Here is a 22,757-nt window from a genome sequence, read left to right on the forward strand (position 1 = left end):
GAGCGCCTAGGCTGGCTACGCACAGTGTCGCCCCGACGGTCCGGGCTCTAGTGGAGCGTCAGCCGCTCGGCCACGGCCTTTCGGGCCTGGTGGATGCGGGCCTTGACGGTCCCTAGCGGGACGTCCAGTTCGTCCGCGATCTCGGCGTACGTCATCGCGCCGAGGTCCCGGAGAACAAGCGGTTGAACCAGTTGGGGATGGCTGGATTCCAGGTTCTCCAAGGCTTCCAGCAGGTCGAGCCGGGAACCGGCGATCACCGATGTGGTGCGCGGATCGATCGCCTCCGGCAGCACCTCGGCGGACTGTTCGACCGAGCGCCGCTTGAGTGAACGGTAGGTCTGCCGGGCCTGGTTGGTGGCGACGATCGTCACCCAGCCGGCGAAGCTGCCGGTGCCTTTGAAAGTGTGGATTTTGTTCGCCACCTGGAGCAAAGTGTCCTGGACCGCCTCCTCGGCGTCCTCGCGGTACGGCAGGAACCTGGCCACCCGTCGCTGCACCTGCGGACGGATCGCCTGCAGGAGTTCGGGCACCACCGATTGATCCCCCGCCGCGGCCCGGGCCGCGAGATGCTCCAGCTCCTCGTTCATGCTCCCCCAGGGTGGCGTTCGCCTGACAACTCGGCTGTGGTCGACAATAGCCCGGATGGATGTCATCGGCAGGTACCGGCTTCAGGACAAGATCGGCGCGGGCGCGTTCGCGACGGTCTGGCGGGGCTACGACGACGACCTCGACGTCGACGTGGCCGTCAAGGTGCTCGCCGACAACTGGGCGTCGCGCGCCGACGTCCGGGAGCGATTCCTGTCCGAGGCACGGCTGATGCGGCGGATCGCCAGCGACCGGGTGGTCCGGGTGTTCGACCTCGGCAAGCTGCCGGACGGGCGCCCGTACTTCGTGATGGACTACGTCGGCGGCGGCACGCTGGCCGAGGTGCTCCGGCACGGGCCGCTGGATCCGGCCGACGCGTTGTGGTGGGGTGCGGACCTGGCCCGCGCGGTCGCCGCGCTGCATGCCGAGGGTGTCGTCCACCGCGATGTGACGCCGGCGAACCTGCTGCTCCGGCCCAACCAGGGCGACGAGTCCGGCGGTGGGACGCACCGGATCGTCCTGGCCGACCTCGGGCTGGCCAAGCGAGCCGCCGAGGCGTCCGGACTGACCCAGGCCGTCGGCACGCCGTCGTACATGGCACCCGAGCAGGGCCGTGGCGACGGCGGATTCGACGAGCGGGCGGACATCTACGCGGTCGGTGCGGTGACGTACGCACTGCTCACCGGGCATCCGCCGTACTCCGCGGGCTCGATCACCGACGTGCTCAACCGCGACCCCGACCTACCGCCGCCGAGCCTGCGGCCGACGCTGCACGACTCGGTCGGGCAGCTCGACGATCTCTTCGCCCGCGCGCTGGCGTACCACGTGGGCGACCGCTGGGAGCGTGCGGACACCCTCGCCGAGCGACTGGAAGCGGAGGCGTACCGCTTGGAGCAGGAAGCGCCGCTGCGCGCGTTGGAGCGGACGCACATCAGCGACCCCGACGAAGACATACCGACAACCGTCGCCACGGAGTCAGCGGTACGCCGCCGCCGCGGACGAGCCCTGTTCCTCCTGGCCCTACCACTCGTCTTCGTACTCGCCGGCCTGGGCGGCTGGTTCTTGTTCGGCCAGTGAGACGAGGGGATCTGCTGGAGTGGGCGGCTGCTTAGAGTAGTCATATGACTACTCAGTGCAGTGTCATGGTCCTTGCCGTGCTGCCGCTGCTCGTCGCGAGCGGGGCCGAGGCGGCGCCGGTCGCGAGCTACTCGTGCCGGGCGGACACCAAGTTCGGCCGGCATCTGCTGTCGTTGCGGCAGGGGGTCGACGCGAAGGCGCCGGCCACTGTGCCGCCGAACACCCGGTTCACCGTCGCCGTCGACCTCAAGCCGGGGTCACTGCCCGCTGAGGTCAAAGGGTTCAAGCTGAAGGAGGTCCGGGACCTGTCGTTGCGGGTTCCGATCCCGGCCAACTCGTCGTACGTGAGTGCCAAGCTGAGCGGCGGCTCGGGGCTCAACTCCACGCCCACTGTCCACCTCGATCGCGGTGTCGCCGTCATCAAGGTGGCCGGCCCGATCCCCGGCGGCGCGAACTACCAGCTTCCGTCGCTGTCCGTCCGGCTGAAGTCCGGCCGGCGCGGCGCCGTCATCGAGACCAGACTCAAGGGCACCAGCTACGACGATCCAGGCCTCACCCTCCAGGCCAAGATCAAGTGGAAGTTCGTCACCATCACGGCCCCGGTCTCCTGCTTCCCCGACCCCAATCCCGCGTTGACCCGCACCGTCGTCCGCTGACCTCGCCCGCCGCCGAGGGCTACTAGTAGGTGACGGTGATCCGCTCGGCAGCCGGGTCGATCGAGACCTGGCCGCCGTACGGAAGGATCAGCTGAGGGTCGGTGTGGCCGATGTCCAGGCCCTTCACCACGACGGCGGACGGGTTGTACTCGGCGAGGGCCCGGTCGACCGCGAGGTACTGCCCGGTGACGTAGGCGACGGCTTCCGCCGGGGTGGTGTGCTGCTCGAGCGACCAGGACTTCGGCCGGGCCCAGAGAACCGCGTCGAAGCGCTCCAGCAGACCGCGCTCGCCAAAGGTGCGGAGGATCCGGTAGACCTGCTCCGACGTCGGCATCTCCTCGCTGGTCTCCAGGAACAGCACGCCGTCATAGGACTCCACGGGCAGCATCCAGCGATTGACGGACAACTGCCAGTCGAGGATCTCCACGCAGCCGCCCCACAACCGCCCGCTGACCGGCTGTGAGCCGCTCCAGGTCCAGCCCGTTCCGGGGAACAGCGGCGGCTCGGTCTCGAGCAGCGACGCATCGGCCCAGTCGCGGTCGTGATCCGTCCAGCCCTCAGCCGGAGTCAGCTCGAACTCGCCCGGGGTGAACAGCGCCGCCCGCAACGAGCGCTCGGAGTCGGGGTGCATCGCGCCGCCGCGGCCGAACTGCACCATCACGCTGCCGCCGTGGTACGCCGGCAATCCCAAGGAATACAGGAAGTTGAGCAGGTTCGTGTTGTCGCTGTAGCCGAAGAACGGCTTCGGATCGGCCCGGAACACCTCAGGGTCGAGGTGCTTCAGCACGGTGAGCTGGTCGTCGCCGCCGATACTCGCGATCACCGCGCGGATCGACGGATCCGACCAGGCCGCGTGCAGGTCGGCGGCCCGCTCGGCCGGAGTCGTGCCGAGTTTGCGGGTGGTCGGATACTCCACCGGCTCCAGGCCGAAGTCACGCAATCGCCGCAGCCCGAGCTCGTACGGCGCCGGGAAGATCTCCGGCAACCCACCCGACGGTGAGACGATCGCGACCTTGTCACCAGGTTGAACCATGCGGCGACTGTACGACGCCTCGCCCGTCAGGGTGAGTGATTTATACGCCGATCGGGTGCCAGACGGTCTTCAGTTCCAGGTACTGCGTCAGGCGGGACAGGCCCGGCGACTCCGACCAGTCCTCCTCGGCGGGACGTCGTACCCGCTTCAGGTTCTCGGCGGCCGCGGCCTCCAGGTCGCGGGCCTCGTCGGCGGACGCGATCCCGCACAGGTCGATCGCGTTGACATCCATGTGCGACGCCAGCCACGGGCCGATCTCCGACGCGGACCCGGTCAGGATGTTGACCACTCCACCCGGCAGGTCGGAGGTCGCCATCACCTCGCCCAGTGTCACGGCCGGCAGCGGACGCTCGAACGACGAGACGGCGACGACCGTGTTCCCGGAGACGATCGCGGGCGCGATCACGCTGGTCAGCCCGAGCAGGCTGGAGTCCTGCGGTGCCAGCACCGCGATCACACCGGTTGCCTCGGGCAACGAAAAGTCGAAGTACGGGCCGGCCACCGGGTTGCTCGAACCGACCACCTGGGCCAGCTTGTCGGCCCAGCCGGCGTACCAGACCCAGCGGTCGATCGCGGCGTCCACGACGTCCCGCGCCTTGCTGATCGACAGGCCCTCGGAGGCGGCCACCTCGGCACTGAACTGCTCGTGCCGACCCTCCATCACCTCGGCGATCCGGTAGAGGATCTGGCCGCGGTTGTACGCGGTCTTGCCGGACCAGCCGCCGAACGCCTTCCGGGCCGCGACGACCGCGTCCCGGGCGTCCTTGCGGGAGGCCTGGGACGCGTTCGCGAGAAACTTGCCCTTGGCATTGGTCACCACGTACGACCGGCCGGATTCGCTGCGGGGGAAGGCGCCGCCGATGTACAGCTTGTAGGTCTTCCGCACTTCCAGCCTCGGTCCAGGAGAATTGGATGCAGCCTTAGTGGGCAAGGTAGGCCTCCAGACCATGGCGACCGCCCTCGCGGCCGTAGCCCGACTCCTTGTACCCGCCGAACGGCGAGGTCGGGTCGAAGCGGTTGAACGTGTTCGCCCAGACCACGCCGGCGCGCAGCTGGTTGGCCATCCACAGGATCCGGGAGCCCTTTTCGGTCCAGATCCCGGCGGACAGCCCGAACGGGGTGTTGTTCGCCTTCTCCACCGCCTCGGCCGGGGTCCGGAAGGTGAGCACCGACAGCACCGGCCCGAAGATCTCCTCGCGGGCGATCCGGTGCGCCTGCGACACCCCGGTGAAGACGGTCGGCGGGAACCAGTACCCCTCGGCCGGCAGCTCGCACTCCGGCGACCAGCGCTCGGCGCCCTCGTCCTCGCCGATCTGGGACAGCTCGCGGATCTTGGCCAGCTGGGCCGACGAGTTGATCGCGCCGATATCGGTGTTCTTGTCCAGCGGGTCGCCGACCCGCAGGGTGCTCATCCGGCGCTTCAGCCGCGCCAGCACCTCGTCGTACACACTCTCCTGGACCAGCAGCCGCGAACCGGCGCAGCAGACGTGACCCTGGTTGAAGAAGATGCCGTTGACGATGCCCTCGATGGTCTGGTCGATCGGCGCGTCCTCGAAGACGATGTTCGCCGCCTTGCCGCCGAGTTCCAGCGTCACCTTCTTGTCCGACCCGGCGACCGCCTTGGCGATCGAGCGGCCGACCTCGGTCGAACCGGTGAACGCGACCTTGTCCACGTCCGGGTGCTCGACCAGCGCCTGGCCGGTCCGGCCGGCGCCGGTGACGATGTTCACCACACCGGGCGGCAGGTCCGCCTGCCGGCAGATCTCCGCGAACGCGAGCGCGGTCAGCGGGGTCGTCTCGGCCGGCTTCAGTACGACGGTGTTACCGGCGGCCAGCGCGGGCGCGATCTTCCAGGCCAGCATCAGCATAGGGAAGTTCCACGGGATCACCTGGCCCGCGACCCCCAGCGGCTGCGGGTCCTGGCCGGCACCGGCGTACTCGAGCTTGTCCGCCCAGCCCGCGTAGTAGAAGAAGTGCGCGGCCACCAGCGGGATGTCGACGTCACGCGACTCGCGGATCGGCTTGCCGTTGTCGAGCGACTCCAGCACGGCCAGCTCGCGGGCGCGCTCCTGGACCAGCCGCGCGATCCGGTACAGGTACTTCGCCCGGTCCCGGCCGGCCATTGGGCCCCAGACCTTGTCGAAGGACTTCCGGGCCGCCTTCACTGCTTTGTCGATGTCGGCCGGACCGGCCTCGCTGACCTCCGCGAGCACCTCCTCCGACGACGGACTGACGGTCTTGAACGGCTTCCCGTCCGTCGCCTCGACGAACGCCCCGTTGATGAAGAGCCCGTACGACGACTTGATGTCGACGATGGCCCGGGATTCCGGGGCCGGTGCGTACTCGAATCTGCTCATGCCTCAGTCCAGCGTGAAGTAGTCGGGTCCGGGGTAGTGCCCGGTGGCCAGCTTGGTGCGTTGCATCAGCAGGTCGTTCAGCAGACTGGAGGCGCCGAAGCGGAACAGCTCCGGGTCCAGCCAGTCGGGTCCGGCGGTCTCGTTGACCGTGACCAGGTACTTGATCGCGTCCTTCGCGGTCCGGATGCCACCGGCCGGTTTGACGCCGATGTGCAGGCCGGTGGCCTCGTGGTAGTCGCGGACCGCCTCGAGCATCACCAGCGTGACCGGCAGGGTGGCCGCCGGGGACACCTTGCCGGTTGAAGTCTTGATGAAGTCCGCACCGGCCAGCATCGCCAGCCAGGAAGCCCGCCGGACGTTGTCGTAGGTGACCAGCTCGCCGGTCTCCAGGATCACCTTCAGGTGCGCGTCGCCGGCCGCCTCGCGGATCGCGGTGATCTCGTCGAAGACCAGTCCGTAGCGGCCGGACAGGAAGGCGCCGCGGTCGATCACCATGTCGACCTCGTCGGCACCCGAGGCGACCGCGTCCTTGGTGTCCTGGATCTTGATCGCCAGGCTGGAACGCCCGCTGGGGAAGGCGGTTGCGACGCTCGCCACGTTGATCCCCGAGCCGCGCAGCTCGTGCTTGGCCGTCGCCACCAGGTCCGGGTAGACACAGACCGCGGCCACCTGCGGCGCGGTCGGGTCGGCCGGATCGGGCCGCTTCGCCTTCGCGCACAGGGCCCGCACCTTGCCTGGGGTGTCCTGGCCCTCCAGCGTGGTCAGGTCGATCATCTGGATCGCCAGATCGAGTGCGTACGCCTTGGCGGTGGTCTTGATCGACCGGGTGCCGAGAGTGGCAGCCCTCGCCTCGGCGCCGACCTGGTCGACGCCCGGCAGGCCGAGCAGGAACCGGCGCAGCCGGTCCTCGGACGAGGTCACGTCGGCCAGTGTGTCGACGCCGCTGTCGAGTGTGGTCACGTCCGGCAGTCTAGTGCGGTTTCTCGCGGCCAGGTCACGATCCGTCCCTCGCTGTGGGGCCGGTGACCGGTCGGCGGTTAGTTTGTGCTGGTGAAGCCGAAGTCGCTGGAGAGCGAGCAGTACCTGTCCACCTCGAACCGGATCACCGGTGTGATCGTGCTCGTGATCGGCCTGGCCGGATTGCTCGACATCGCGCTGGAGTGGCGGACCGTGAGCGGTCTGCTGGTCGCCGCCATCATCGGCATCCTGATGGTGCTCACGTACGTCGGCCTGATCCGGCCGTCGGTCACGCTCAGCCCCGAGCATCTCCTGCTGCGTAACCACCTGCGCGACCACACCATCCCGTGGAGCAAGGTCACGGGCGTCGACGTCACCGACATCCTCCGCGTGCACGTGGGTGACGACCGGTTCCGCGCTCCCGGCGTCCAACTCGTCATGCGTGACCTCAGGAAGCAGCGGGTCGGCGGCCGCAAACTGTCGGCCGAGAGCTCCGTCTCCCGGGCCGAGTTCGTCGTCAACCGGGTCGAGAGCCACATGGAGCAGTACGCCGCCAAGTCCCACGGCGAGGTGGTCACCACCTGGGCCCGCCCGGAGCTGGCCGTCATCGGTGCGCTGGCGGTGGTCGCCGTCGTGGCGGCCCTGCTCCGCTGATCGACGCGGGCCGTCGATGCGCTCGCTGTCCCGCCGCACTCTGATCCGCACCGGCGCGGCCGCCGCGGTCACCGGGGTCGCTGGCGTGGTCGCGCTGGAGACCGGTGTCATCCCCGGTCGCGCGCGGGTGCACGACGCACTCGGGCTGACCGGTCCGGACGGCGTCGTACCCGATGTGCCTGCCGGTCCGGTCGAGTCAGGGACGTTCGAGTCGTTCGGCCGCCGGACGACGGTCGGCTACAACGTCATCTATCCCCACGGCTACGGGCCGACCGCCGAGCTGCCCGTCGTACTGGTGCTGCATGGCCGAGGCGGCGATCACACGTCCGCGATCAACGACCTCGGCATCGACCGCTACCTGACAGCTGCCGTTCAATCGGGTACGCCGCCCTTCGCCTTGGCGACCGTGGACGGCGGGACGGACACCTACTGGCATCGCCGGGCCGCCGGTGAGGATCCCGGGTTCATGCTCGACCAGGAATTCCTGCCCCTGCTGGCGAATCGCGGCCTGAACACCGAACGGTACGGCCTGCTCGGCTGGTCGATGGGCGGGTACGGCGCCCTGCTCTGGGTCGCACTGCACTACTGGCAGCGGCGCGTCCGGCCGGCCACCCGGGCGGTCGCGGTGGGTGCGCTCAGTCCGGCGCTGTGGCGTCGCTTCGAGGACACGACGCCCGGTGCGTTCGACGACGCGGGCGACTTCGAGAACAGTCAGGTGTTCGGCCGCCGGAGCGGATTCCGGGATGTTGCCGTCCGCATCGACTGTGGCCGGGACGATCCGTTCGCCGAGGCGGCCGACGAACTGCGGGCCGAGCTCGGCGCCGCGGGCGGTCTGCAGCTCGGCGCGCACACGGCCGGCTACTGGCGGCGCATGCTCCCTGACCAGCTGCGATTCCTCGGTGCGAAAGTCGCGGGTTGACGGGAACTCCGCTGTGATTCGCGGCGTCAGAGCCCGTGTTCAGCCTGGGGTGGACCCCTGTCACTCCAGGATGGGCACGACAGGTCCCTAACCTCGAGAGTGGAGAACATGCTCAACCTCTCCCGTAACACCCTGCGTGGTCTGGCCGGCGTCGCTGCCGTCGCCGCTCTCGCAGCCTCGGCACTTCCGAACGCGCAGGCAACCCCGGCCGCGAACCCGGCCGCCCCGGTGCTGCCGCGGCCCGCCGAGACCCCGAACCAGGCAGTCAGCACGCCGCCGCCGGGCGAGGGCGTGACGGCCATGGCCTCCTCGCCGACGAACGTGGTCCGCTACAACCGGCTCTACAGCACCCCGGCGATCACGCCGTCGAAGTGCGCGGAGGTCAACGTCTCGCTGCGCACCCAGGCAGGCGTGGCGTCCTACGCCAGCAAGCTCTGGACGTGCATGTACGCGGCCTGGGCCGTCCCGCTGAAGGCCGCCGGTGCGGCGTACAAGGTGAAGCCGAAGCTGTCCGTGCACAGCGGCACCTTGATCGCCACCGACTGCGGGACCGTCAGCAACACGACTGGCTACTACTGCAGCGGGCGTGGTGGTGTCATCTACGTCCCGGCCGCCCAGATCATGAAGACCTGGGGCCAGAACCCGACCTACGCGCGGGCCTGGCTGACCCAGATGATGTCGCACGAGTACGGTCACCACGTCCAGTTCCTGACCGGCATCCTGAACGCGTCGTGGCAGCGTCAGCGGGCCTTCAGCACCAACGCCGCGCGGCTCGAGGAGAGCCGTCGCCGTGAGCTGCAGGCGTCCTGCCTGGGCGCGGCCTACGTCGGCGCGAACAAGCGGTACTACCCGATGAGCGGTGGCCTGCTGACGCAGTACAACTACCTGATCAGCCACATGGGCGACCAGCCGGGTGGCGTCCGTGACCACGGCTCGCCGAAGAACCACGGCTTCTGGTCCACCGCCGGCTTCTACGCGGCCAGCACGAAGACGTACGCGGGCCGCTGCAACACCTTCAACGCGACGTCGACGTACGTCGCCTGACCTGTTCAGCGGTCTAACGTAACTCAGCCGCCTGGTACGCGTTGGCGTACCGGGCGGCTGTTGCGTTTTGCCGACACGTACACGATCTGCGATCGTGTGGTTACTTGTTTCGCCAGGCGCACGCCGTACAGTTCTCCAGCGAGCAGTCTCACGGCAGGAGTAGGACAGTGAACTACGACGAGTTCAACACCGAGTACGCCAAGGTGCTGGACAAGATCAAGAGCGGCAGGTGCAGCTGGTCCGAGCTGTCCGGTCACGTGACCCGGCTGCGCCAGGCGACCGCCGGGATCACCGTGCCGGTGGAGCGGACCCAGGTCGACCACGATCTGGCCGCGCTGAGCCAGATGGTCGACATGTCGCGGCGGACCAACGACAAGGAGGACGTCTGGACGGTCACGTCCGACGCGATCCGCAAGGCCAGCAGCCAGGAAGGTACCGTCGCGGACCGGATCGCCCGGATCGAGGCGAGTATCAACGACATCGTCAGCCTCGCGAACCGGAACCCGGACGAGCGGGACGCGCTGATGCAGTCGACCAGCACGCTGCGCATCCTGCACTCCTCGCTGCAGAGCTCGCTCCGCACCGAAGAGGCCGAAGCCGCGGCGGCCGCGGCCCGCTGACACTGGACCGGGGAGCTACCCGCCAGGTGCTCCCGGTCGTCGAACGTCAGCCGCTGACCCTGAGGTCGAGCGGCTGACGTTTCGAGCTTTCAGATGCCGCCGTCAGATACCCAGTGCGGCCGACAACGACTCCTTGACGGCGGCCAGCTCCAACGCCGCCGTACTGCGAGCCGCTGAGACGTCCGAGTCCGCCACCGGGATGACCACCTCGAGGTAGCACTTCAGCTTGGGCTCGGTGCCGGACGGGCGCACCACCACCCGAGCGCCCTCGGACAGGGTGTACCGCAGGCCGTCGGTCGGCGGCAGGGTCGCACTGCCCTCGCTGAGGTCGTCCACCCGCTCGACCGTGTGACGGCCCAGCGACGTCGGGGGAGTGGCCCGCAAGCGCTCCATGGCGATCGTGATCAGGGACAGATCCTCCACCCGGACGGACAGTTGGTCGGTCGCGTGCAGGCCGTGCTTCACCGCTAGGTCGTCGAGGAGATCCAGCAGCGTGCGCCCCTCGGCCTTGGCCCGGGCCGCCAGCTGCAGCACCCGCACCAGCGTCGAGACCCCGTCCTTGTCCTTCACCGACTCCGGGTCGACGCAGTACCCGAGTGCCTCCTCGTAGCCGAAGACCAGCCCCGGCACGCGGCCGATCCACTTGAAGCCGGTCAGCGTCTCGACGTACTCGACGCCGTACGACGCCGCGATCTTGCCGAGCAGCGACGACGACACGATCGAGCACGCGGCCACCCCGGACGGCCGCGCGGCCAGCAGGAACTCGCCGAGCAACCCGCCCAGCTCGTCCCCACGCAGCATCCGCCAGCCACCGTCGGCCGCCGGATCCGGTACGGCGACCGCACACCGATCCGCATCGGGATCGTTCGCCACCGCGATGTCCGCGTCCACCGACCGGGCCAGCTCGAGCGCCGCGTCGATCGCGCCCGGCTCCTCCGGGTTCGGGAACGACACGGTCGGGAAGTCCGGATCGGGTTCCGCCTGCGAGGCCACGACCGACGCTTCGGCGAAGCCCGCGCGGGCGATCGCGTCCTCGACCAGCGTCCGCCCGACGCCGTGCAGCGGCGTGTAGGCCACGTTCAGCGCCCGCGGCGCGTCCGCGGGCACCAGCTCCGCGATCCGGTCCAGATAGGCGCCCAGCAGCTCGTCACCGGTCGTCTGCCAGTCGTCCCCGCGCGGCACCGAGTCCAGCGGTCCGACGGCGGCGATGGCCGCGGCGATCTCCGCGTCCGCGGGCGGCACGATCTGCGACCCGTCACCCAGGTAGACCTTGTAGCCGTTGTCCTGCGGCGGATTGTGCGACGCCGTCACGACCACGCCGGCCACGGCCTTCAGATGCCTGATCCCGAAGGCAACCACCGGCGTCGGAGCGGGCCTGTCCAGCAGGACGGCGTCCAGGCCGGCGCCGCGGACCACGGCCGCGGTGTCCTGGGCGAACACGTCGGACTTGTGCCGGGCGTCGTACCCGATCAGGACCGGGCCGCCGGTGAGTCCCTTCGCCTTCAGGTAGGCGCACAGGCCGGCGGCAGCGCGGATGACCACGACCCGGTTCATCCGGTTCGGTCCGGCGCCGACGGCTCCGCGCAGGCCCGCCGTACCGAACTCGAGGGTGCCGGCGAAGCGGTCGGCCAGCTCGTCGGCGGCGCCGATGTCCAGCAACCGGGCCAGCTCGGCGCGCGTGTCGGGGTCGGGATCTTCGCTCAGCCAGGCTTCGGCGGCTGTCCTGAGGTCATCGTTGACGGTCACCCCGGCACGATAACCGCCGTACGAGGGCTAATGCCCCGACGACTGGCAGGGGCGGGCGCGGAGGTCGGCGACGTAGTCGTCCGGCGCGCCGGCGGCCTCGGCCGCCTCGGCCAGGATGCCCAGGTAGCGGGCCGAGGGGAGACCGCCCTCGTAGGCGTTCAGGACGTACATCCAGGCCAGCTGCTCGCCGTCCAGGGTCTGCACCCGGACCTGGATCTTGCTGTAGACGTCCTGCTCGATCCACTCCCACTCGTCCATCCGCTCGACGTCCTTGGGGTGGACGTCGTACAGCGCGACGAAGACCTGGTTGGCCGGGTGCGACGGGTCCTCGACGACGGTCGCCATCGCGCCCTCCCAGCCGAGCTCCTCCCCGCCGAAGGTGAGGCGCCAGCCGGTGATCCACCCGGTCCCGCGCAGGGGCGAGTACGGGCACCGCTCAGCCATCAGGTTCGGGTCCAGATTCGACGCAAACGCGGCGTACAGGGTCACGACGAAACAGGATACGGAAGAATGACCTCCCGTGGCGCGAGTTGTGATCATCGGTGGCGGTCCGGGCGGGTACGAAGCGGCCAGTGCGGCCGCCCAATTGGGCGCGGAGGTGACGGTCGTCGATTCCGACGGGATCGGCGGTTCTGCCGTGCTCACCGACTGCGTGCCGAGTAAGACGCTGATAGCGACGGCCGAGGTGATGACGGAGGTCGAGGAGGCCGGTCAGCTCGGCGTCAGAGTCACTGGGGACGGTGCCAGTAACGATACAGATCCGGCGAACTCCGTGCGTGTCGATCTCTCCGTCGTCAACCAACGGGTCAAGCGGCTGGCGGCCGCGCAGTCCGACGGGATCAGCCGGCGGCTGGAGCGGGACAAGATCCGGATCGTCCAGGGCCGCGGCCGGCTGGACGGGCCGGAGACCGTTGTCGTCGGCGACGAGCGGCTCGAGGCCGATGTCGTCCTGATCGCCACCGGAGCAAGGCCTCGCATCCTGGCCGGCTCCGAACCGGACGGGGAGCGGATCCTGACCTGGGAGCAGGTCTACGAGCTGGCCGAGCTGCCGGAGCGGCTGATCGTGGTCGGGTCCGGTGTCACCGGTGCGGAGTTCGCCAGCGCGTACGACGCCCTGGGCGCCGACGTGGTCCTGGTGTCGTCGCGGGACCGGGTGCTGCCCGGTGAGGACGCCGACGCGGCCGCCGTCTTGGAGGACGTCTTCAAGCGGCGTGGACTGACGGTGCTGGGCAAGTCCCGGGCCGAGTCGGTCAAGCGGCAGGGCGACGGGGTCGTGGTGACCCTGACCGACGGCCGGACGGTGGAGGGTTCGCACGCGCTGCTCGCGGTCGGATCGCTGCCGAACACCGATGACATGGGCCTGGTCGAGTCGGGCGTGTCGCTGGGTGACGGCGGCTTCGTCACGGTCGATCGGGTCAGCCGGACCACGGCACGCGGGGTCTACGCGGCCGGTGACTGCACCGGCGTGCTCATGCTCGCCTCGGTCGCCGCCATGCAGGGCCGGATCGCGATGGCGCACGCGCTCGGCGACGCGGTCACGCCGCTGGACCAGTCGACGGTCTCCGCGAACGTCTTCACTGCCCCGGAGATCGCCACCGTCGGCGTGTCCCAGGCGGTCGTCGACGCCGGCGGCACCACGGCGATCGTGGTCAAGGTCCCGCTGTCGGACAACGCACGGGCCAAGATGCAGGGTGTCCGGGACGGCTTCGTCAAACTGTTCTGCCTGCCGAACACCGGCATCATCGTCGGCGGCGTGGTCGTCGCTCCCCGGGCCAGCGAACTCATCCACCCGATCTCCCTGGCCGTCGGCGCCCGCCTCACCGTCGACCAGATGGCCCAGTCCTTCACCGTCTATCCCTCGGTCTCCGGCTCCATCGCCGAGGCGGCCAGAAGGCTGCACCTCCGATCGTGAAGTTCCTGGTGCTGTGGCAGATGGAGCTGAGCCTGCTGTCCCCCGAGATGGCCCGGGCGGTCGGTGCCATGCCCGAGTACGGCGAGCGCCTCCAGCGCGAAGGGAAGGTGCTGGCCCGCTACCACGTGGTCGGATCGCACGGCGGGGCCTGGATCTACGAGGTCGACTCCCACGAGGAGTTCGAGCGGCTCCTCGGCCGGGCGCCGGTCTTCAACTTCGCCCGCTACACGGTGCACGCCCTGGCCGACATGGATTCCGGCCGCCCGGGCGATTGACGGGCCGCCGCGGCGGGGGGATCGTGACAGCACGGGAGGGGGGGTCCCATGTTCGAGGATCGGAGTGATCTGGCCGTCGACCGTCATCTGGTCGTCAGCCATCGGCTGCGTGCCCGCCGGCTGCAGCTCGGCCTGACGCAGAAGCAACTGGTCAGCCGGCTGGCGCGGCGGGGGATCAGAACGACCAACAAGACGTTGTCCAGCTTCGAGCACGGCGCCGGGGTCGACGTGGTCCGGTTGCCCGAACTGGCCGCCGCCCTCGACTGCACCGTCACCTACCTGCTCGGCCTGACCGAGGACCCGGCCCGGTGGGAGCCCGACCACGCGAGTGCCCCGGACGACCGGCCGGTGCCGCGTCCCGCCGTGCTGACCTCACCAGGAGTCGTGAGCCTGCCGGACGGTCACGGGATTCTCGGCCCGGACATCCCGGCCAGGCCGCCGCGCCGCTGAGTCAGTCGCTCGTTCACCAGGCCCAGGTGGTGGGCCGAATAGTGGCGTAAGGCAACCAGTTGGTCCGGGGTCAGCCGGTCGCAGACCCACTCCCAGTGCAGCGACACCCAGTCGCCCGGGTCCAACCGCTCGATCAGGCGCACCCCGTCGAAACCGCGGATCGCGGTCTCCTGCTGGGGCGGGCCGAGGGCGAGTTGCGTCCCGTCCCACACCAGCGGCCGCGACTCGACCACTACCTGGTCGGCGGTGTCCGCGATCACCCGGCCCCACCGGATCCGGCATTGGTCGAGCACCCGGAGTGCTTGCGCCCTACGGCGTTCGTCGCCCAGCAGATCCGCCCACGGATACAGGCAGAACACCTGGAAGCTGTGATGGGGCAGACCGCCCCGGGCGTCGCCGGCCCGGTCCAGCAGCCGGTTGCCGATCCAGTACGCCTCGACCACCTCGCGGTCGAGTGGATCCGCCGTACCGGTGGCCGCAGCGATCAGCCGCAGCTGGGGCCAGGCGCCCTCGAACTGCTTCGCCAGCGCGCGGAATCCGCCGTCGGCCCGGCCCAGAGCGCCGTACTCCAGCAGGGCACCGGCGTCGGCGGGACCGCAGTACCCGAGCCGGTTGGGCGCGAACGCGTACCGGACGAACAAGGCCGGCCCGGTCGTCACAGATCGGCCCCGAAGAACGCCATCGCGTCGGCCGCCCGTTCCGGTGACATCCGCTCGAGTGCGAAACCGCTGTGGATCAGCACGTACTCACCCGGAACGAACGGGCCGTCGAGCAGGGACAGGTTGATCTCCCGGACGACACCGGCGACCTCGATCCGGCCGAGGTCCGCGCCGTCCGGGCAGTCGACCACCCGGCCCGGGATGCCGAGGCACATCGGGCTACATGTCCCTGATCCGCCGGTAGCGGCGGATGTCGTCCAGCCCGTAGTAGCCGATCGCGAGCAGGATCAGCAGCAGGATTCCCAGCACCACGATGCGCATCACGCCATCCCCTCCGTCACAACTTTCTCTCCGTCACACCCACCGGCCGATCAGCCGGTACGGCGCTCTGTCCGGTAACCAGCTCGGTCACCACCTGAACCGCGGTCGCGACCGCGTCCTGGACGGCCGGCGACAACCCGATCCCGGCGTCGATGCCGGCCGGCTCGCAACCGACCACCACCACTCGTCCCACCGTGCCACCGAGCCGCGGAACAAGCGAGAGGACAGCGTCCGGAGCGAGGTCGTGGGCGTCCATGCTGACCTCCGGACCGGGCTCGGCACCCGGCTCGGCCTCGATCACGTACACGGTCCCCGGCGGACCGCCCCGCTGGACGGCGTCGACCAGCACGACCAGTTCGTAGGGCTCCAGCAATTGGTAGGCGAGGTGGATCCCGCGGATCCCGAAGTCGCGGACCTCGACGTGGTCGGGCAGGCTCCGCGTGGCGAGCTCCTCGACGACCGCGACGCCGAACGCGTCGTCACCGCAGAACATGTTGCCCAGGCCGGCCACGAGAATCGTCATTCCGCACCCACCAGTGGCTCGACTTCGTCCGGGCTGAAGTAGAGGTACCGGCCGTGCGACCGCTGGACCTCGCCTTCCTCGCCGTCCAGGGCGACCGCGACATGGGTCTGGCCGTCGACATCGGACAGTACGGCGACCACGGTGCCGAGCCGGCCGGTGAGGAACATGTCCTGTGCGTCGGCCCGCCGGACGCCGGGCCGCAGCCGGACCCGGGTACCGCTGCGGACGGCGACGGCACCGATCATCACGGTGTCGGTCTCCGGTGACACCGTGGCGTCGTTGCCGGGGTCCCACCATGGGGTATCGGCCGGCGCAGGCTCGGGCTCGGTGACCTTGCGCAGGTACCGGACCGTGCCGTGCAGCCGGTCGAGGAACTCCTGCGGCATCGTGTCGACCCGCGCCAGCAGCTCCGCCGCCCGCGGGTCGGTACCGCGGACCTCGCGCTTCTCGTCATCGGTCAGGGTCATCGTGCGCAGGCTGAGGATCTCGTCGATCTCGGTGGCGTCGAACAGGTCGCCCTGGCTCTCCGGCGCGATCCGCGGATGGTCGTACAGGATGATCGGCGAGGACAGCAGCACGTCGTCGGCCAGCACCGGATAGACGCCGACGTTCTCGCAGCCGGCGGCGTACGCGGTGGCCCACTCGGGCGGCTCCAGCAGCGAGAGGAAGCGGCAGCCGTCGGCCGCGACCAGGACGTGGTGGGCGATCAGGGCCTGCCGCAACGCTCCGACGCGTTCCGAGCTGCTGTCCGGCGTGGTGTTCTCGACCCGGATCCGCAGTCGCGTCACGCCGTACGGGCCATGCAGCGGTTTGATGCTCAAGGCAACGACTCCGGCGACCGGCAGCCGGGTCCGGCGGAGGAACCCAGCCGTTCCGATCGGCTCGGTCTCGGTGCCGCCGGCGATCCTGAACGGCGCCTCACGCGGCAGCTTGCGCAGGTCGACGGTGAGATCGACAGTCCGCACCACGGCCTCGTCCCAGGGCAGGTACGTCGCATCGTCGGTCTGCAGCGATGCCACCTCGACCTCATCGGCGTTCAGGACCGTACGACGCTGTGCCTGCAGGAACCGGACCCGCACGATCAACCCGGCCTGCTCGCCGTCGAGCAGACACTCGGTCTGCGACCAGCCTCGCTCGGACGTATCCACTGCGCAGTAGTCGGGCGGCATCAGGACGCCGAACTGCCACCGCACGCGGTTCTTGCCGTCCGACGCGCGATAGGGATAGAGCACATAGCCCTCGAACAGCAGCGCGTCCGCGACCTGCTGGACCGCGTCGAACCTGTTCATTCCAACTGCTCCTTCAGCAGCCGCTCGATCGCGTCGTCCCATCCGGGCAACGCTTCCTTGGTCCGGTAGCGATAGAGCCGCTCGAACGTGTCCTGCCGCAGCCGCAACCACGCGGCACCCGGGAAGTGCTGGTCCATCGCCTCCCGCCACACCGGCACCGGCAGCACGTACGTCGTCTCCTTCTGCCAGGCGACCGGGGTCACCGACAGCGTGCCGGGGCTACCGGTGAAGATCGTCCCGTTGAACAGCAGGAGCAGGGGTACGCCGCCCTCGCGCAGCGCGTAAAGGTACTTGTGCGCTGCGATGTCGAAGTCGTAGCTGCAGGGCAGGTGCAGCTCCACCTCGGTCGTGCCGGTGAAGCCCGGCACCATCTGGGTCACGAACGCGAGTTGCAGCGGCTTCAACGTCTCGCCCCAGCGAGCCCGGTCGCCGAACAGATCCGCGAGACCCTCGGCCTCCTCGTCGTCGTAGCGCCGCCGGATCGGTTCGATCCTGATCTGGCACCGCAACGCCAGTGCGTGCACCGACGTTGCGGTGGTTTCCTCGATCCGAAGGTGCAGGCGGATCGAGGGGATTGCGGCGTACCGGTCGGCCTCCGCACCCGTACAGGTGAATTCCAGGTCAACCACGGCAACGCTCCCGGACACCGGTGAAGAAGTCGTCGATACGTCGCCAGACTTCCTCACCACCCGCGAAACCCTCCCAGTACTGGCGCACGAGGCCGACCAGCTCGTAGCAGGCGTCGATCGGGACCAAGTAGCACTCGAACCCGTCGTCGACCCGGCGCAGCAGCACCGCCTCGACATCCGGGGTCAGCTCCTGCAGCAGGTGATCACCCGCGACCACGCTGTTCCAGCCGGCCAGGTCGAGCAGCGACTCGGTGGCACCACCGGGGCTCGGGTAGAAGGCGACGTACCGGGCCTGGTCGGACTGGTAGAAGAGGAAGGCCAGGCTGACCGGGATGCCCATCGCGTCCCACTCCGCCGCGGACAAGGTGAAGCCCGGGTTGAACCGGTAGTTCTCCGGTACGGCGCGGTAGTGCCCGTGCGACGCGCCGCCGTCGGTGAACAACAGATAGCAGGACCGGCAGCTGCAGAGCAGCCGGTGCGCCTGGACATCGGCCAGGTGCGAGTGCTTCGGACCGATCGGTACGGCGCACATCTCGCATTGCTCACCTGGTGCGGCCTGCTCGCGGACACCGCCGGTGAACTCACGGAGCACCGCGACCGGATCGACGGCCGGCCGCGGCTTGTCTCGCGCCAGCGCTCGCAGGGTCGGCGAAGGTCTCACGCCGGCTGCACCCCCGGGATTGCGACCTTCCACCCGGACCCCTCCGGCAACAGCGGGAGTGCTTCGAGTGGCGGTGCCCCTTCCGGCGCCAGTGCGCGCCCGGCCAGGCGGACGTCGTACGCCGCTGTGCAGCGTGGGCAGGTGAGCCGGTCGTCGTCCAGCATGCCGTGGTGCAGGGCCGACGAGCAGACCGGACAGTTGTTGCGGTAGGCAAAGAACGTACCGGCCAGGTTCGCGACCAGCACGTCGAGGGCGGCAACGGTGAGGTGCTGGACCTGGCCTGGAGGGGTGGCCAGGTCCAGCTGGTGCCAGCCGTCCCGGTGGGGGCGGAAGGGCTGGATGGTCAACAGGGTCTGTTGTGTCTCGACCATGCCGGCGACATCGACCGCGACGGCCTCGGGGGCGGCGTCCAGCACGGCATTCTCGACCGTGAGGCGGACGGTCGCGGTCGAGCCGGGACAACCGTCGCAACTGCCCTGCAGACGCAGGTGTACGACGCCGTCGTCGTCGAGGCCGAGGTAGTCGATGCCACCGGCATGGGAGCCCAGGTACGGCCGGACCGAGTCGAGGGCGTGCTGGATCCGGGTCGCGACGTCGTCGGGGTGCAGGTCGTGCAGCAGGAGCATGCCGGCGACCAGATCGTCCTCGACCAACTGCTGGACCTGCTCATGGCTCAGCAGATCCAGCAGTTGATCGAGGGCGGCGCCGTGCAGTGACAGCACCGCGCGGACGAGCTCCTCGACCTTGAGGGTGATCTCGGGCTCGGCCCGCCGCTGGACCTCGTCCAGCAGGACATCGATCCGTTCGCTCAGCGCCTGGACGTCGTGCCGGTCCATGTCAGTACGGCTTGACCGCGATGGAGGGTGAGTGCAGGTGGGTCTTCTCCCGTCCGTTGCCGACGAACATGTGCACGCCGCACGGCAGGCACGGGTCGAAGCTGCGCACCGCCCGCATGATGTCGATGCCCTTGAACCGGTCCGGTGGGTTCTCCTCGAAGATCGGCGTGTTCTGGACCGCGTCCTCGTACGGCCCCGGCGTGCCATAGGTGTCCCGGACGCTGCCGTTCCACGGGGTCGGCGGATACGGGTGGTAGTTCGCGATCTTGCCGTCGCGGATCACCATGTGGTGCGAGAGCACGCCCCGCACTGCCTCGGTGAAGCCGCAGGAGATCGCCTCGTCCGGCACCGTGAACGGGGTCCAGGTCTCGGTCTGGCCGGCCCGGACCTCGGCCATCGCCTTTTCGCAGAAGTGCAGGGCGAGCGCCGCCGCGTAGGCCTGGAAGTAGGTCCGGGCCCGGTTCCGCTCGATCGCGTTGCTCCAGCGCGGGATCTTCCACTCGTACTCGGTGGCCGGCTTGAGCGCGGTCCGGGGCAGCTGGATCTTCACACTGTGCCCGGTCGCCTGTACGTTGCCCGTGTTCACCAGACCGGACAGCGCCGTCGACCAGAGCCGGGCGATCGGGCCACCGCCGGTATCCAAGGCGAGGTGGTCCTTGCCGTCGAACCAGCGCGGTGACATGGTCCAGCTGTACGCGTTGGCGAAGTCGCGCTTCTGGGGTTTCGGCAGTGTGTGCTGGTTCCACGGGTGCCGGACGTCGATCGGGTTGCCGAGCGGGTCGATGTCGACGAACTTCTCGTGACCGCCGCCGACCCAGTCGTCGTAGTACGAGCTGCCGAGCAGGATCCGCAGGCCGAGGTTGATGTCGACCAGGCTGTTGGTGACCAGCTCGCCGTCCACCACCACACCCGGGGTGACGAACATCCGCCGGCCCCAGTCGGCCATCGTCTGGTACCGGAAGTCGCAGATCGCCGGGTCGTTCAGGCTGCCCCAGCAACCGAGCAGGATCCGCCGCTCGCCGACGTGCTCGTACCCGGGCAGCGCCTCGTAGAAGAAGTCGAACAGGTCGTCGTGCAGCGGGACGACCTTCTTCATGAACTCGATGTAGCGCATCAGCCGGGTCAGGTAGTCGGTGAAGAGCTGGATGGTGGCGACCGTGCCGACACCGCCGGGGTAGAGCGTCGACGGGTGGACGTGCCGGCCCTCCATCAGGCAGAACATCTCCCGGGTGTAGCGGCTGACGTGCAGCGCCTCGCGATAGAAGTCGCCTTCCAGCGGGTTCAGCGACCGCATGATGTCGCCGATGGTGCGGTAGCCGTGGTCACCGGCGTGCGGTGCCTCGGTCCGGTTCGCCAGCTCGAGCACGCCCGGGTTGGTCTCCTTGACCATCCGCTCGCAGTAGTCCACCCCGACCAGGTTCTCCTGGAAGATGTTGTGGTCGAACATGTACTCCGCGGCCTCGCCCAGGTTGATGATCCACTCGCCCAGGTGCGGCGGCGCGACGCCGTACGCCATGTTCTGGGCGTAGACCGAACAGGTCGCGTGGTTGTCACCGCAGATCCCGCAGATCCGGCTGGTGATGAAGTGCGCGTCGCGCGGGTCCTTGCCCTTCATGAAGATGCTGTAGCCGCGGAAGATCGACGAGGTGCTGTGGCACTCCTGGACGGTCTTCTGCTTGAAGTCGACGTTCGCGTAGATGCCCAGGCTGCCGACGATCCTGGTGATCGGGTCCCACGCCATCTCGACGACGTCGGAGCTCCTCGACTCGTGCGCGGCCGGGCTCGCCTTGGATTCGGTGGTGGTCATGGCCTACCAGACCTTCTCGTAGCCGGTGGCGAGGTCGGAGCCCTTGCGCCGCCACTTGGGTTCCTTGTTGCTCGTGTTCTGGGTGATCTTGCGCAGGCGGCGGATCACGGTGCCGTAGACCATGCTCGCGGTGGTCGAGATCTTGCTGCCCGGCGGTTCGTCCATGAACGGCATGAACTTGTCCGGGAACCCGGGCATCGTGCAGGCGATACAGATCCCGCCCACGTTCGGGCAGCCGCCGACGCCGTTGATCCAGCCGCGTTTGGGCACGCTGCAGTTGACCACCGGGCCCCAGCAGCCCAGTTTCACCAGGCACTTGGGCGAGCCGTACTCCTTGGCGAAGTCGCCCTGCTCGTAGTACCCGGCCCGGTCGCAGCCCTCGTGCACCGTCCGGCCGAACAGCCATTGCGGTCGCAGTTCGGCGTCGAGCGGGATCATCGGGGCCTGGCCGGCCACCTGGTACAGCAGGTAGACCAGGGTCTCGGACAGGTTGTCGGGGTGGATCGGGCAGCCCGGTACGCAGACGATCGGCAGCCCGGCCTTGGACTTCCAGCTCCAGCCGAGGTAGTCCGGTACGCCCATCGCGCCGGTCGGGTTGCCGGCCATCGCGTGGATCCCGCCGTACGTCGCACAGGTGCCGACGGCAACGACCGCGGTCGCCTTCGGGGCCAGCCGGTCCAGCCACTCCGAGGTCTTCATCGGCTGGCCGGTGGCCGGGTTGTTGCCGAACGCGGCCCAGTAGCCGTCGGTCTTGATCGCCTCGTTCGGGATCGAGCCCTCGACCACCAGGACGAACGGCTCGAGCTCACCGCGGTCGGCCTTGTGCCACCACTCGATGAAGTTGTCGGCGCCGGTCTCCGGGCCGCACTCGAAGTCGATCAGCGGCCAGTGCACCGCGATCCGCGGCAGTCCCGGCAACGCGCCCAGGACGATCTCCTCGATACTGGGCTGGGTGGCCGCGGTGAGGGCGACCGAATCACCGTCGCAGCTCAGTCCGCCGTTCATCCAGAGGATGTGCACCACACCCTCGTCGGTCTCCTGCTGCGCCTGGTCCGGCTCCAGTGTCGTGGACACGACCCGCCTCCCTCGGACAGAGCGATCCCCGGGTTCTTTCGACCGTACGTCCGCCCCCTTGTCTCCGACAGACACATGTGTCAGGTATTTATGGCGGTGTCCGTAATTCCCGGAATGGCGGATTCCAGGACGATTCGGGCGACGTTTTCGGCGGCTCTGCACCGGTAATCTTGGCCAATGGATGATCCCGGCCACGAGGTGTTCGTCTCACCCGTGGTGGTCGTCTCGCAGGCCTTCCCGGCCCGGCCCGGGTCGTTGCCGGACGCCGAGCAGTTCGTCCGTGAGGCGCTCGAACCGGTCACCCTCGAACCGGAGGAGCACCAGGCCCTCTACCACGCGATCACCACCGCGCTGCTGGCCGCCGCGGGACCGAAGGACGGCGTGTTCGACGTGACCGTGCGGATCTTCCCGGACGGCGTGGAGGTCGAGGTGCTGCACGGTGCCGGCACCCGCCGGGTGCAGCCCGCGGCGGAGCCGTTCGCCGACTGGCTCAACGGTGTGCTGCGCGGCCAGGGGCTGTCCCAGGAGGCCGCCGCGCAGCGGATCGGAGTGTCGGTCCGCACCATCAGCCGGTGGCTGCGCGGCGACACGGAGCCACGGCTGCGGGACCTGCGCCGGGTGCACGAGATCTTCGGTCCCTGATCTCTGGTCTGGGCCACCGGCCCGGGTTTAG

Annotated in this window: 27 protein-coding genes; 10 read left to right on the plus strand and 17 right to left on the minus strand. The window is 69.2% G+C overall.

Annotation, left to right across the window (positions count from 1 at the left end; translation table 11 throughout):
- Positions 1 to 47: 47 nt before the first annotated feature.
- Positions 48 to 587: an RNA polymerase sigma factor gene (locus tag ACGFIF_RS13165; RefSeq protein WP_393154478.1), complete on the minus strand. Its 540-nt coding sequence runs from the start codon at positions 585 to 587 to the stop codon at positions 48 to 50.
- Positions 588 to 642: 55 nt separating this feature from the next.
- Here ACGFIF_RS13165 and ACGFIF_RS13170 point away from each other — a divergent pair, with 55 nt between their 5' ends.
- Both ACGFIF_RS13170 and ACGFIF_RS13175 read left to right on the plus strand, forming a co-directional pair.
- Positions 643 to 1,662, plus strand: a complete 1,020-nt coding sequence (locus ACGFIF_RS13170; protein WP_393154479.1) for a serine/threonine-protein kinase — start codon at positions 643 to 645, stop codon at positions 1,660 to 1,662.
- Positions 1,663 to 1,706: 44 nt separating this feature from the next.
- Positions 1,707 to 2,318, plus strand: coding sequence for a hypothetical protein (locus tag ACGFIF_RS13175; RefSeq protein WP_393154480.1), 612 nt, complete (start codon positions 1,707 to 1,709; stop codon positions 2,316 to 2,318).
- A gap of 22 nt (positions 2,319 to 2,340) precedes the next feature.
- Here the strand turns inward: ACGFIF_RS13175 and ACGFIF_RS13180 are convergent, their stop codons facing one another.
- Genes ACGFIF_RS13180 through deoC form a run of 4 tightly spaced genes read right to left on the minus strand, consistent with a single transcriptional unit; the run spans position 2,341 to position 6,668 of the window.
- Positions 2,341 to 3,351, minus strand: a complete 1,011-nt coding sequence (locus ACGFIF_RS13180) for a S66 peptidase family protein (RefSeq protein WP_393154481.1) — start codon at positions 3,349 to 3,351, stop codon at positions 2,341 to 2,343.
- A gap of 40 nt (positions 3,352 to 3,391) precedes the next feature.
- On the minus strand, positions 3,392 to 4,237 hold the full coding sequence (locus ACGFIF_RS13185) for an aldehyde dehydrogenase family protein (RefSeq protein ID WP_393154482.1): 846 nt from the start codon (positions 4,235 to 4,237) through the stop codon (positions 3,392 to 3,394).
- Between the two features lie 34 nt (positions 4,238 to 4,271).
- Positions 4,272 to 5,708 carry an aldehyde dehydrogenase family protein gene (locus ACGFIF_RS13190; RefSeq protein ID WP_393154483.1) on the minus strand — a complete coding sequence of 479 codons (1,437 nt, stop codon included), beginning with the start codon at positions 5,706 to 5,708 and terminating at the stop codon, positions 4,272 to 4,274.
- Positions 5,709 to 5,711: 3 nt separating this feature from the next.
- The gene (gene deoC / locus ACGFIF_RS13195) at positions 5,712 to 6,668 is read right to left on the minus strand and encodes a deoxyribose-phosphate aldolase (RefSeq protein ID WP_132209106.1); all 957 of its coding nucleotides are present in this window, start codon (positions 6,666 to 6,668) and stop codon (positions 5,712 to 5,714) included.
- 90 nt (positions 6,669 to 6,758) lie between these two features.
- Here deoC and ACGFIF_RS13200 point away from each other — a divergent pair, with 90 nt between their 5' ends.
- From ACGFIF_RS13200 to ACGFIF_RS13215, 4 genes are all read left to right on the plus strand, one after another.
- Positions 6,759 to 7,319 carry a PH domain-containing protein gene (locus tag ACGFIF_RS13200; RefSeq protein ID WP_393154484.1) on the plus strand — a complete coding sequence of 187 codons (561 nt, stop codon included), beginning with the start codon at positions 6,759 to 6,761 and terminating at the stop codon, positions 7,317 to 7,319.
- Between the two features lie 16 nt (positions 7,320 to 7,335).
- Complete coding sequence (locus ACGFIF_RS13205; RefSeq protein WP_393154485.1) at positions 7,336 to 8,238, plus strand: alpha/beta hydrolase; 903 nt, start codon at positions 7,336 to 7,338, stop codon at positions 8,236 to 8,238.
- Positions 8,239 to 8,346: 108 nt separating this feature from the next.
- Positions 8,347 to 9,282, plus strand: coding sequence for a neutral zinc metallopeptidase (locus tag ACGFIF_RS13210; RefSeq protein WP_393154486.1), 936 nt, complete (start codon positions 8,347 to 8,349; stop codon positions 9,280 to 9,282).
- 167 nt (positions 9,283 to 9,449) lie between these two features.
- Positions 9,450 to 9,902, plus strand: coding sequence for a hypothetical protein (locus tag ACGFIF_RS13215; RefSeq protein WP_393154487.1), 453 nt, complete (start codon positions 9,450 to 9,452; stop codon positions 9,900 to 9,902).
- A gap of 102 nt (positions 9,903 to 10,004) precedes the next feature.
- On the opposite strand, the gene ACGFIF_RS13220 is transcribed toward ACGFIF_RS13215, so the two are convergent.
- Together ACGFIF_RS13220 and ACGFIF_RS13225 are read right to left on the minus strand one after the other, a co-directional pair.
- On the minus strand, positions 10,005 to 11,648 hold the full coding sequence (locus tag ACGFIF_RS13220; protein WP_393154488.1) for a phospho-sugar mutase: 1,644 nt from the start codon (positions 11,646 to 11,648) through the stop codon (positions 10,005 to 10,007).
- Between the two features lie 27 nt (positions 11,649 to 11,675).
- Positions 11,676 to 12,137, minus strand: coding sequence for a gamma-glutamylcyclotransferase (locus ACGFIF_RS13225; RefSeq protein WP_393154489.1), 462 nt, complete (start codon positions 12,135 to 12,137; stop codon positions 11,676 to 11,678).
- A gap of 31 nt (positions 12,138 to 12,168) precedes the next feature.
- Here ACGFIF_RS13225 and ACGFIF_RS13230 point away from each other — a divergent pair, with 31 nt between their 5' ends.
- From ACGFIF_RS13230 to ACGFIF_RS13240, 3 genes are read left to right on the plus strand one after another with little or no spacing between them, the layout of a single operon-like run.
- Positions 12,169 to 13,560, plus strand: coding sequence for an NAD(P)H-quinone dehydrogenase (locus ACGFIF_RS13230; RefSeq protein ID WP_393154490.1), 1,392 nt, complete (start codon positions 12,169 to 12,171; stop codon positions 13,558 to 13,560).
- The gene (locus ACGFIF_RS13235; protein WP_393154491.1) at positions 13,557 to 13,835 is read left to right on the plus strand and encodes a muconolactone Delta-isomerase family protein; all 279 of its coding nucleotides are present in this window, start codon (positions 13,557 to 13,559) and stop codon (positions 13,833 to 13,835) included. The genes ACGFIF_RS13230 and ACGFIF_RS13235 overlap by 4 nt, the downstream gene beginning before the upstream one ends.
- Positions 13,836 to 13,883: 48 nt before the next feature.
- Positions 13,884 to 14,285, plus strand: a complete 402-nt coding sequence (locus ACGFIF_RS13240) for a helix-turn-helix domain-containing protein (RefSeq protein WP_393154492.1) — start codon at positions 13,884 to 13,886, stop codon at positions 14,283 to 14,285.
- Here the strand turns inward: ACGFIF_RS13240 and ACGFIF_RS13245 are convergent.
- Genes ACGFIF_RS13245 through ACGFIF_RS13290 form a run of 10 tightly spaced genes read right to left on the minus strand, consistent with a single transcriptional unit; the run spans position 14,237 to position 22,084 of the window.
- Positions 14,237 to 14,944 carry a DUF6390 family protein gene (locus ACGFIF_RS13245; protein ID WP_393154493.1) on the minus strand — a complete coding sequence of 236 codons (708 nt, stop codon included), beginning with the start codon at positions 14,942 to 14,944 and terminating at the stop codon, positions 14,237 to 14,239. The two genes, ACGFIF_RS13240 and ACGFIF_RS13245, sit on opposite strands and share 49 nt — an antisense overlap.
- The gene (locus ACGFIF_RS13250) at positions 14,941 to 15,159 is read right to left on the minus strand and encodes a HypC/HybG/HupF family hydrogenase formation chaperone (protein ID WP_132209116.1); all 219 of its coding nucleotides are present in this window, start codon (positions 15,157 to 15,159) and stop codon (positions 14,941 to 14,943) included. Before ACGFIF_RS13250 ends, ACGFIF_RS13245 begins: the two co-directional genes overlap by 4 nt.
- A 4-nt stretch (positions 15,160 to 15,163) precedes the next feature.
- Positions 15,164 to 15,265: a DUF6893 family small protein gene (locus ACGFIF_RS13255; RefSeq protein ID WP_393154494.1), complete on the minus strand. Its 102-nt coding sequence runs from the start codon at positions 15,263 to 15,265 to the stop codon at positions 15,164 to 15,166.
- 16 nt (positions 15,266 to 15,281) lie between these two features.
- Entirely contained in the window at positions 15,282 to 15,788 is a 507-nt protein-coding gene (locus ACGFIF_RS13260) for a hydrogenase maturation protease (protein WP_393154495.1), read from the minus strand.
- Positions 15,785 to 17,077 (minus strand): hypothetical protein, encoded by a 1,293-nt coding sequence (locus tag ACGFIF_RS13265; protein ID WP_393154496.1) that lies wholly within the window; start codon positions 17,075 to 17,077, stop codon positions 15,785 to 15,787. Before ACGFIF_RS13265 ends, ACGFIF_RS13260 begins: the two co-directional genes overlap by 4 nt.
- A complete protein-coding gene (locus ACGFIF_RS13270) occupies positions 17,074 to 17,706 on the minus strand; it encodes a DUF6084 family protein (RefSeq protein ID WP_393154497.1) in 633 nt (210 codons plus the stop codon). Before ACGFIF_RS13270 ends, ACGFIF_RS13265 begins: the two co-directional genes overlap by 4 nt.
- Positions 17,699 to 18,367: a DUF5947 family protein gene (locus ACGFIF_RS13275; protein ID WP_393154498.1), complete on the minus strand. Its 669-nt coding sequence runs from the start codon at positions 18,365 to 18,367 to the stop codon at positions 17,699 to 17,701. The genes ACGFIF_RS13270 and ACGFIF_RS13275 overlap by 8 nt, the downstream gene beginning before the upstream one ends.
- A complete protein-coding gene (locus ACGFIF_RS13280; protein WP_393154499.1) occupies positions 18,364 to 19,203 on the minus strand; it encodes a NifU family protein in 840 nt (279 codons plus the stop codon). Before ACGFIF_RS13280 ends, ACGFIF_RS13275 begins: the two co-directional genes overlap by 4 nt.
- 1 nt (position 19,204) lies before the next feature.
- The gene (locus ACGFIF_RS13285; protein WP_393154500.1) at positions 19,205 to 21,010 is read right to left on the minus strand and encodes a nickel-dependent hydrogenase large subunit; all 1,806 of its coding nucleotides are present in this window, start codon (positions 21,008 to 21,010) and stop codon (positions 19,205 to 19,207) included.
- 3 nt (positions 21,011 to 21,013) lie between these two features.
- Complete coding sequence (locus ACGFIF_RS13290) at positions 21,014 to 22,084, minus strand: hypothetical protein (protein WP_393154501.1); 1,071 nt, start codon at positions 22,082 to 22,084, stop codon at positions 21,014 to 21,016.
- Positions 22,085 to 22,261: 177 nt separating this feature from the next.
- Between ACGFIF_RS13290 and ACGFIF_RS13295 the strand changes: the two genes are divergently transcribed.
- Entirely contained in the window at positions 22,262 to 22,726 is a 465-nt protein-coding gene (locus ACGFIF_RS13295) for a helix-turn-helix domain-containing protein (RefSeq protein WP_393154502.1), read from the plus strand.
- Positions 22,727 to 22,757 lie beyond the last annotated feature (31 nt).

The organism is Kribbella sp. NPDC049174 (assembly GCF_043197365.1).
Taxonomy (GTDB): domain Bacteria; phylum Actinomycetota; class Actinomycetes; order Propionibacteriales; family Kribbellaceae; genus Kribbella.

Coding starts and splice junctions, on each gene's coding strand:
- ACGFIF_RS13165 (WP_393154478.1), bottom strand. CDS start 587: ATGAACGAGGAGCTGGAGCATCTCGCGGCCCGGGCCGCGGCGGGGGAT.
- ACGFIF_RS13170 (WP_393154479.1), top strand. CDS start 643: ATGGATGTCATCGGCAGGTACCGGCTTCAGGACAAGATCGGCGCGGGC.
- ACGFIF_RS13175 (WP_393154480.1), top strand. CDS start 1,707: ATGACTACTCAGTGCAGTGTCATGGTCCTTGCCGTGCTGCCGCTGCTC.
- ACGFIF_RS13180 (WP_393154481.1), bottom strand. CDS start 3,351: ATGGTTCAACCTGGTGACAAGGTCGCGATCGTCTCACCGTCGGGTGGG.
- ACGFIF_RS13190 (WP_393154483.1), bottom strand. CDS start 5,708: ATGAGCAGATTCGAGTACGCACCGGCCCCGGAATCCCGGGCCATCGTC.
- ACGFIF_RS13205 (WP_393154485.1), top strand. CDS start 7,336: ATGCGCTCGCTGTCCCGCCGCACTCTGATCCGCACCGGCGCGGCCGCC.
- ACGFIF_RS13210 (WP_393154486.1), top strand. CDS start 8,347: ATGCTCAACCTCTCCCGTAACACCCTGCGTGGTCTGGCCGGCGTCGCT.
- ACGFIF_RS13240 (WP_393154492.1), top strand. CDS start 13,884: ATGTTCGAGGATCGGAGTGATCTGGCCGTCGACCGTCATCTGGTCGTC.
- ACGFIF_RS13250 (WP_132209116.1), bottom strand. CDS start 15,159: ATGTGCCTCGGCATCCCGGGCCGGGTGGTCGACTGCCCGGACGGCGCG.
- ACGFIF_RS13255 (WP_393154494.1), bottom strand. CDS start 15,265: ATGCGCATCGTGGTGCTGGGAATCCTGCTGCTGATCCTGCTCGCGATC.
- ACGFIF_RS13260 (WP_393154495.1), bottom strand. CDS start 15,788: ATGACGATTCTCGTGGCCGGCCTGGGCAACATGTTCTGCGGTGACGAC.
- ACGFIF_RS13265 (WP_393154496.1), bottom strand. CDS start 17,077: ATGAACAGGTTCGACGCGGTCCAGCAGGTCGCGGACGCGCTGCTGTTC.
- ACGFIF_RS13280 (WP_393154499.1), bottom strand. CDS start 19,203: ATGGACCGGCACGACGTCCAGGCGCTGAGCGAACGGATCGATGTCCTG.
- ACGFIF_RS13285 (WP_393154500.1), bottom strand. CDS start 21,010: ATGACCACCACCGAATCCAAGGCGAGCCCGGCCGCGCACGAGTCGAGG.
- ACGFIF_RS13295 (WP_393154502.1), top strand. CDS start 22,262: ATGGATGATCCCGGCCACGAGGTGTTCGTCTCACCCGTGGTGGTCGTC.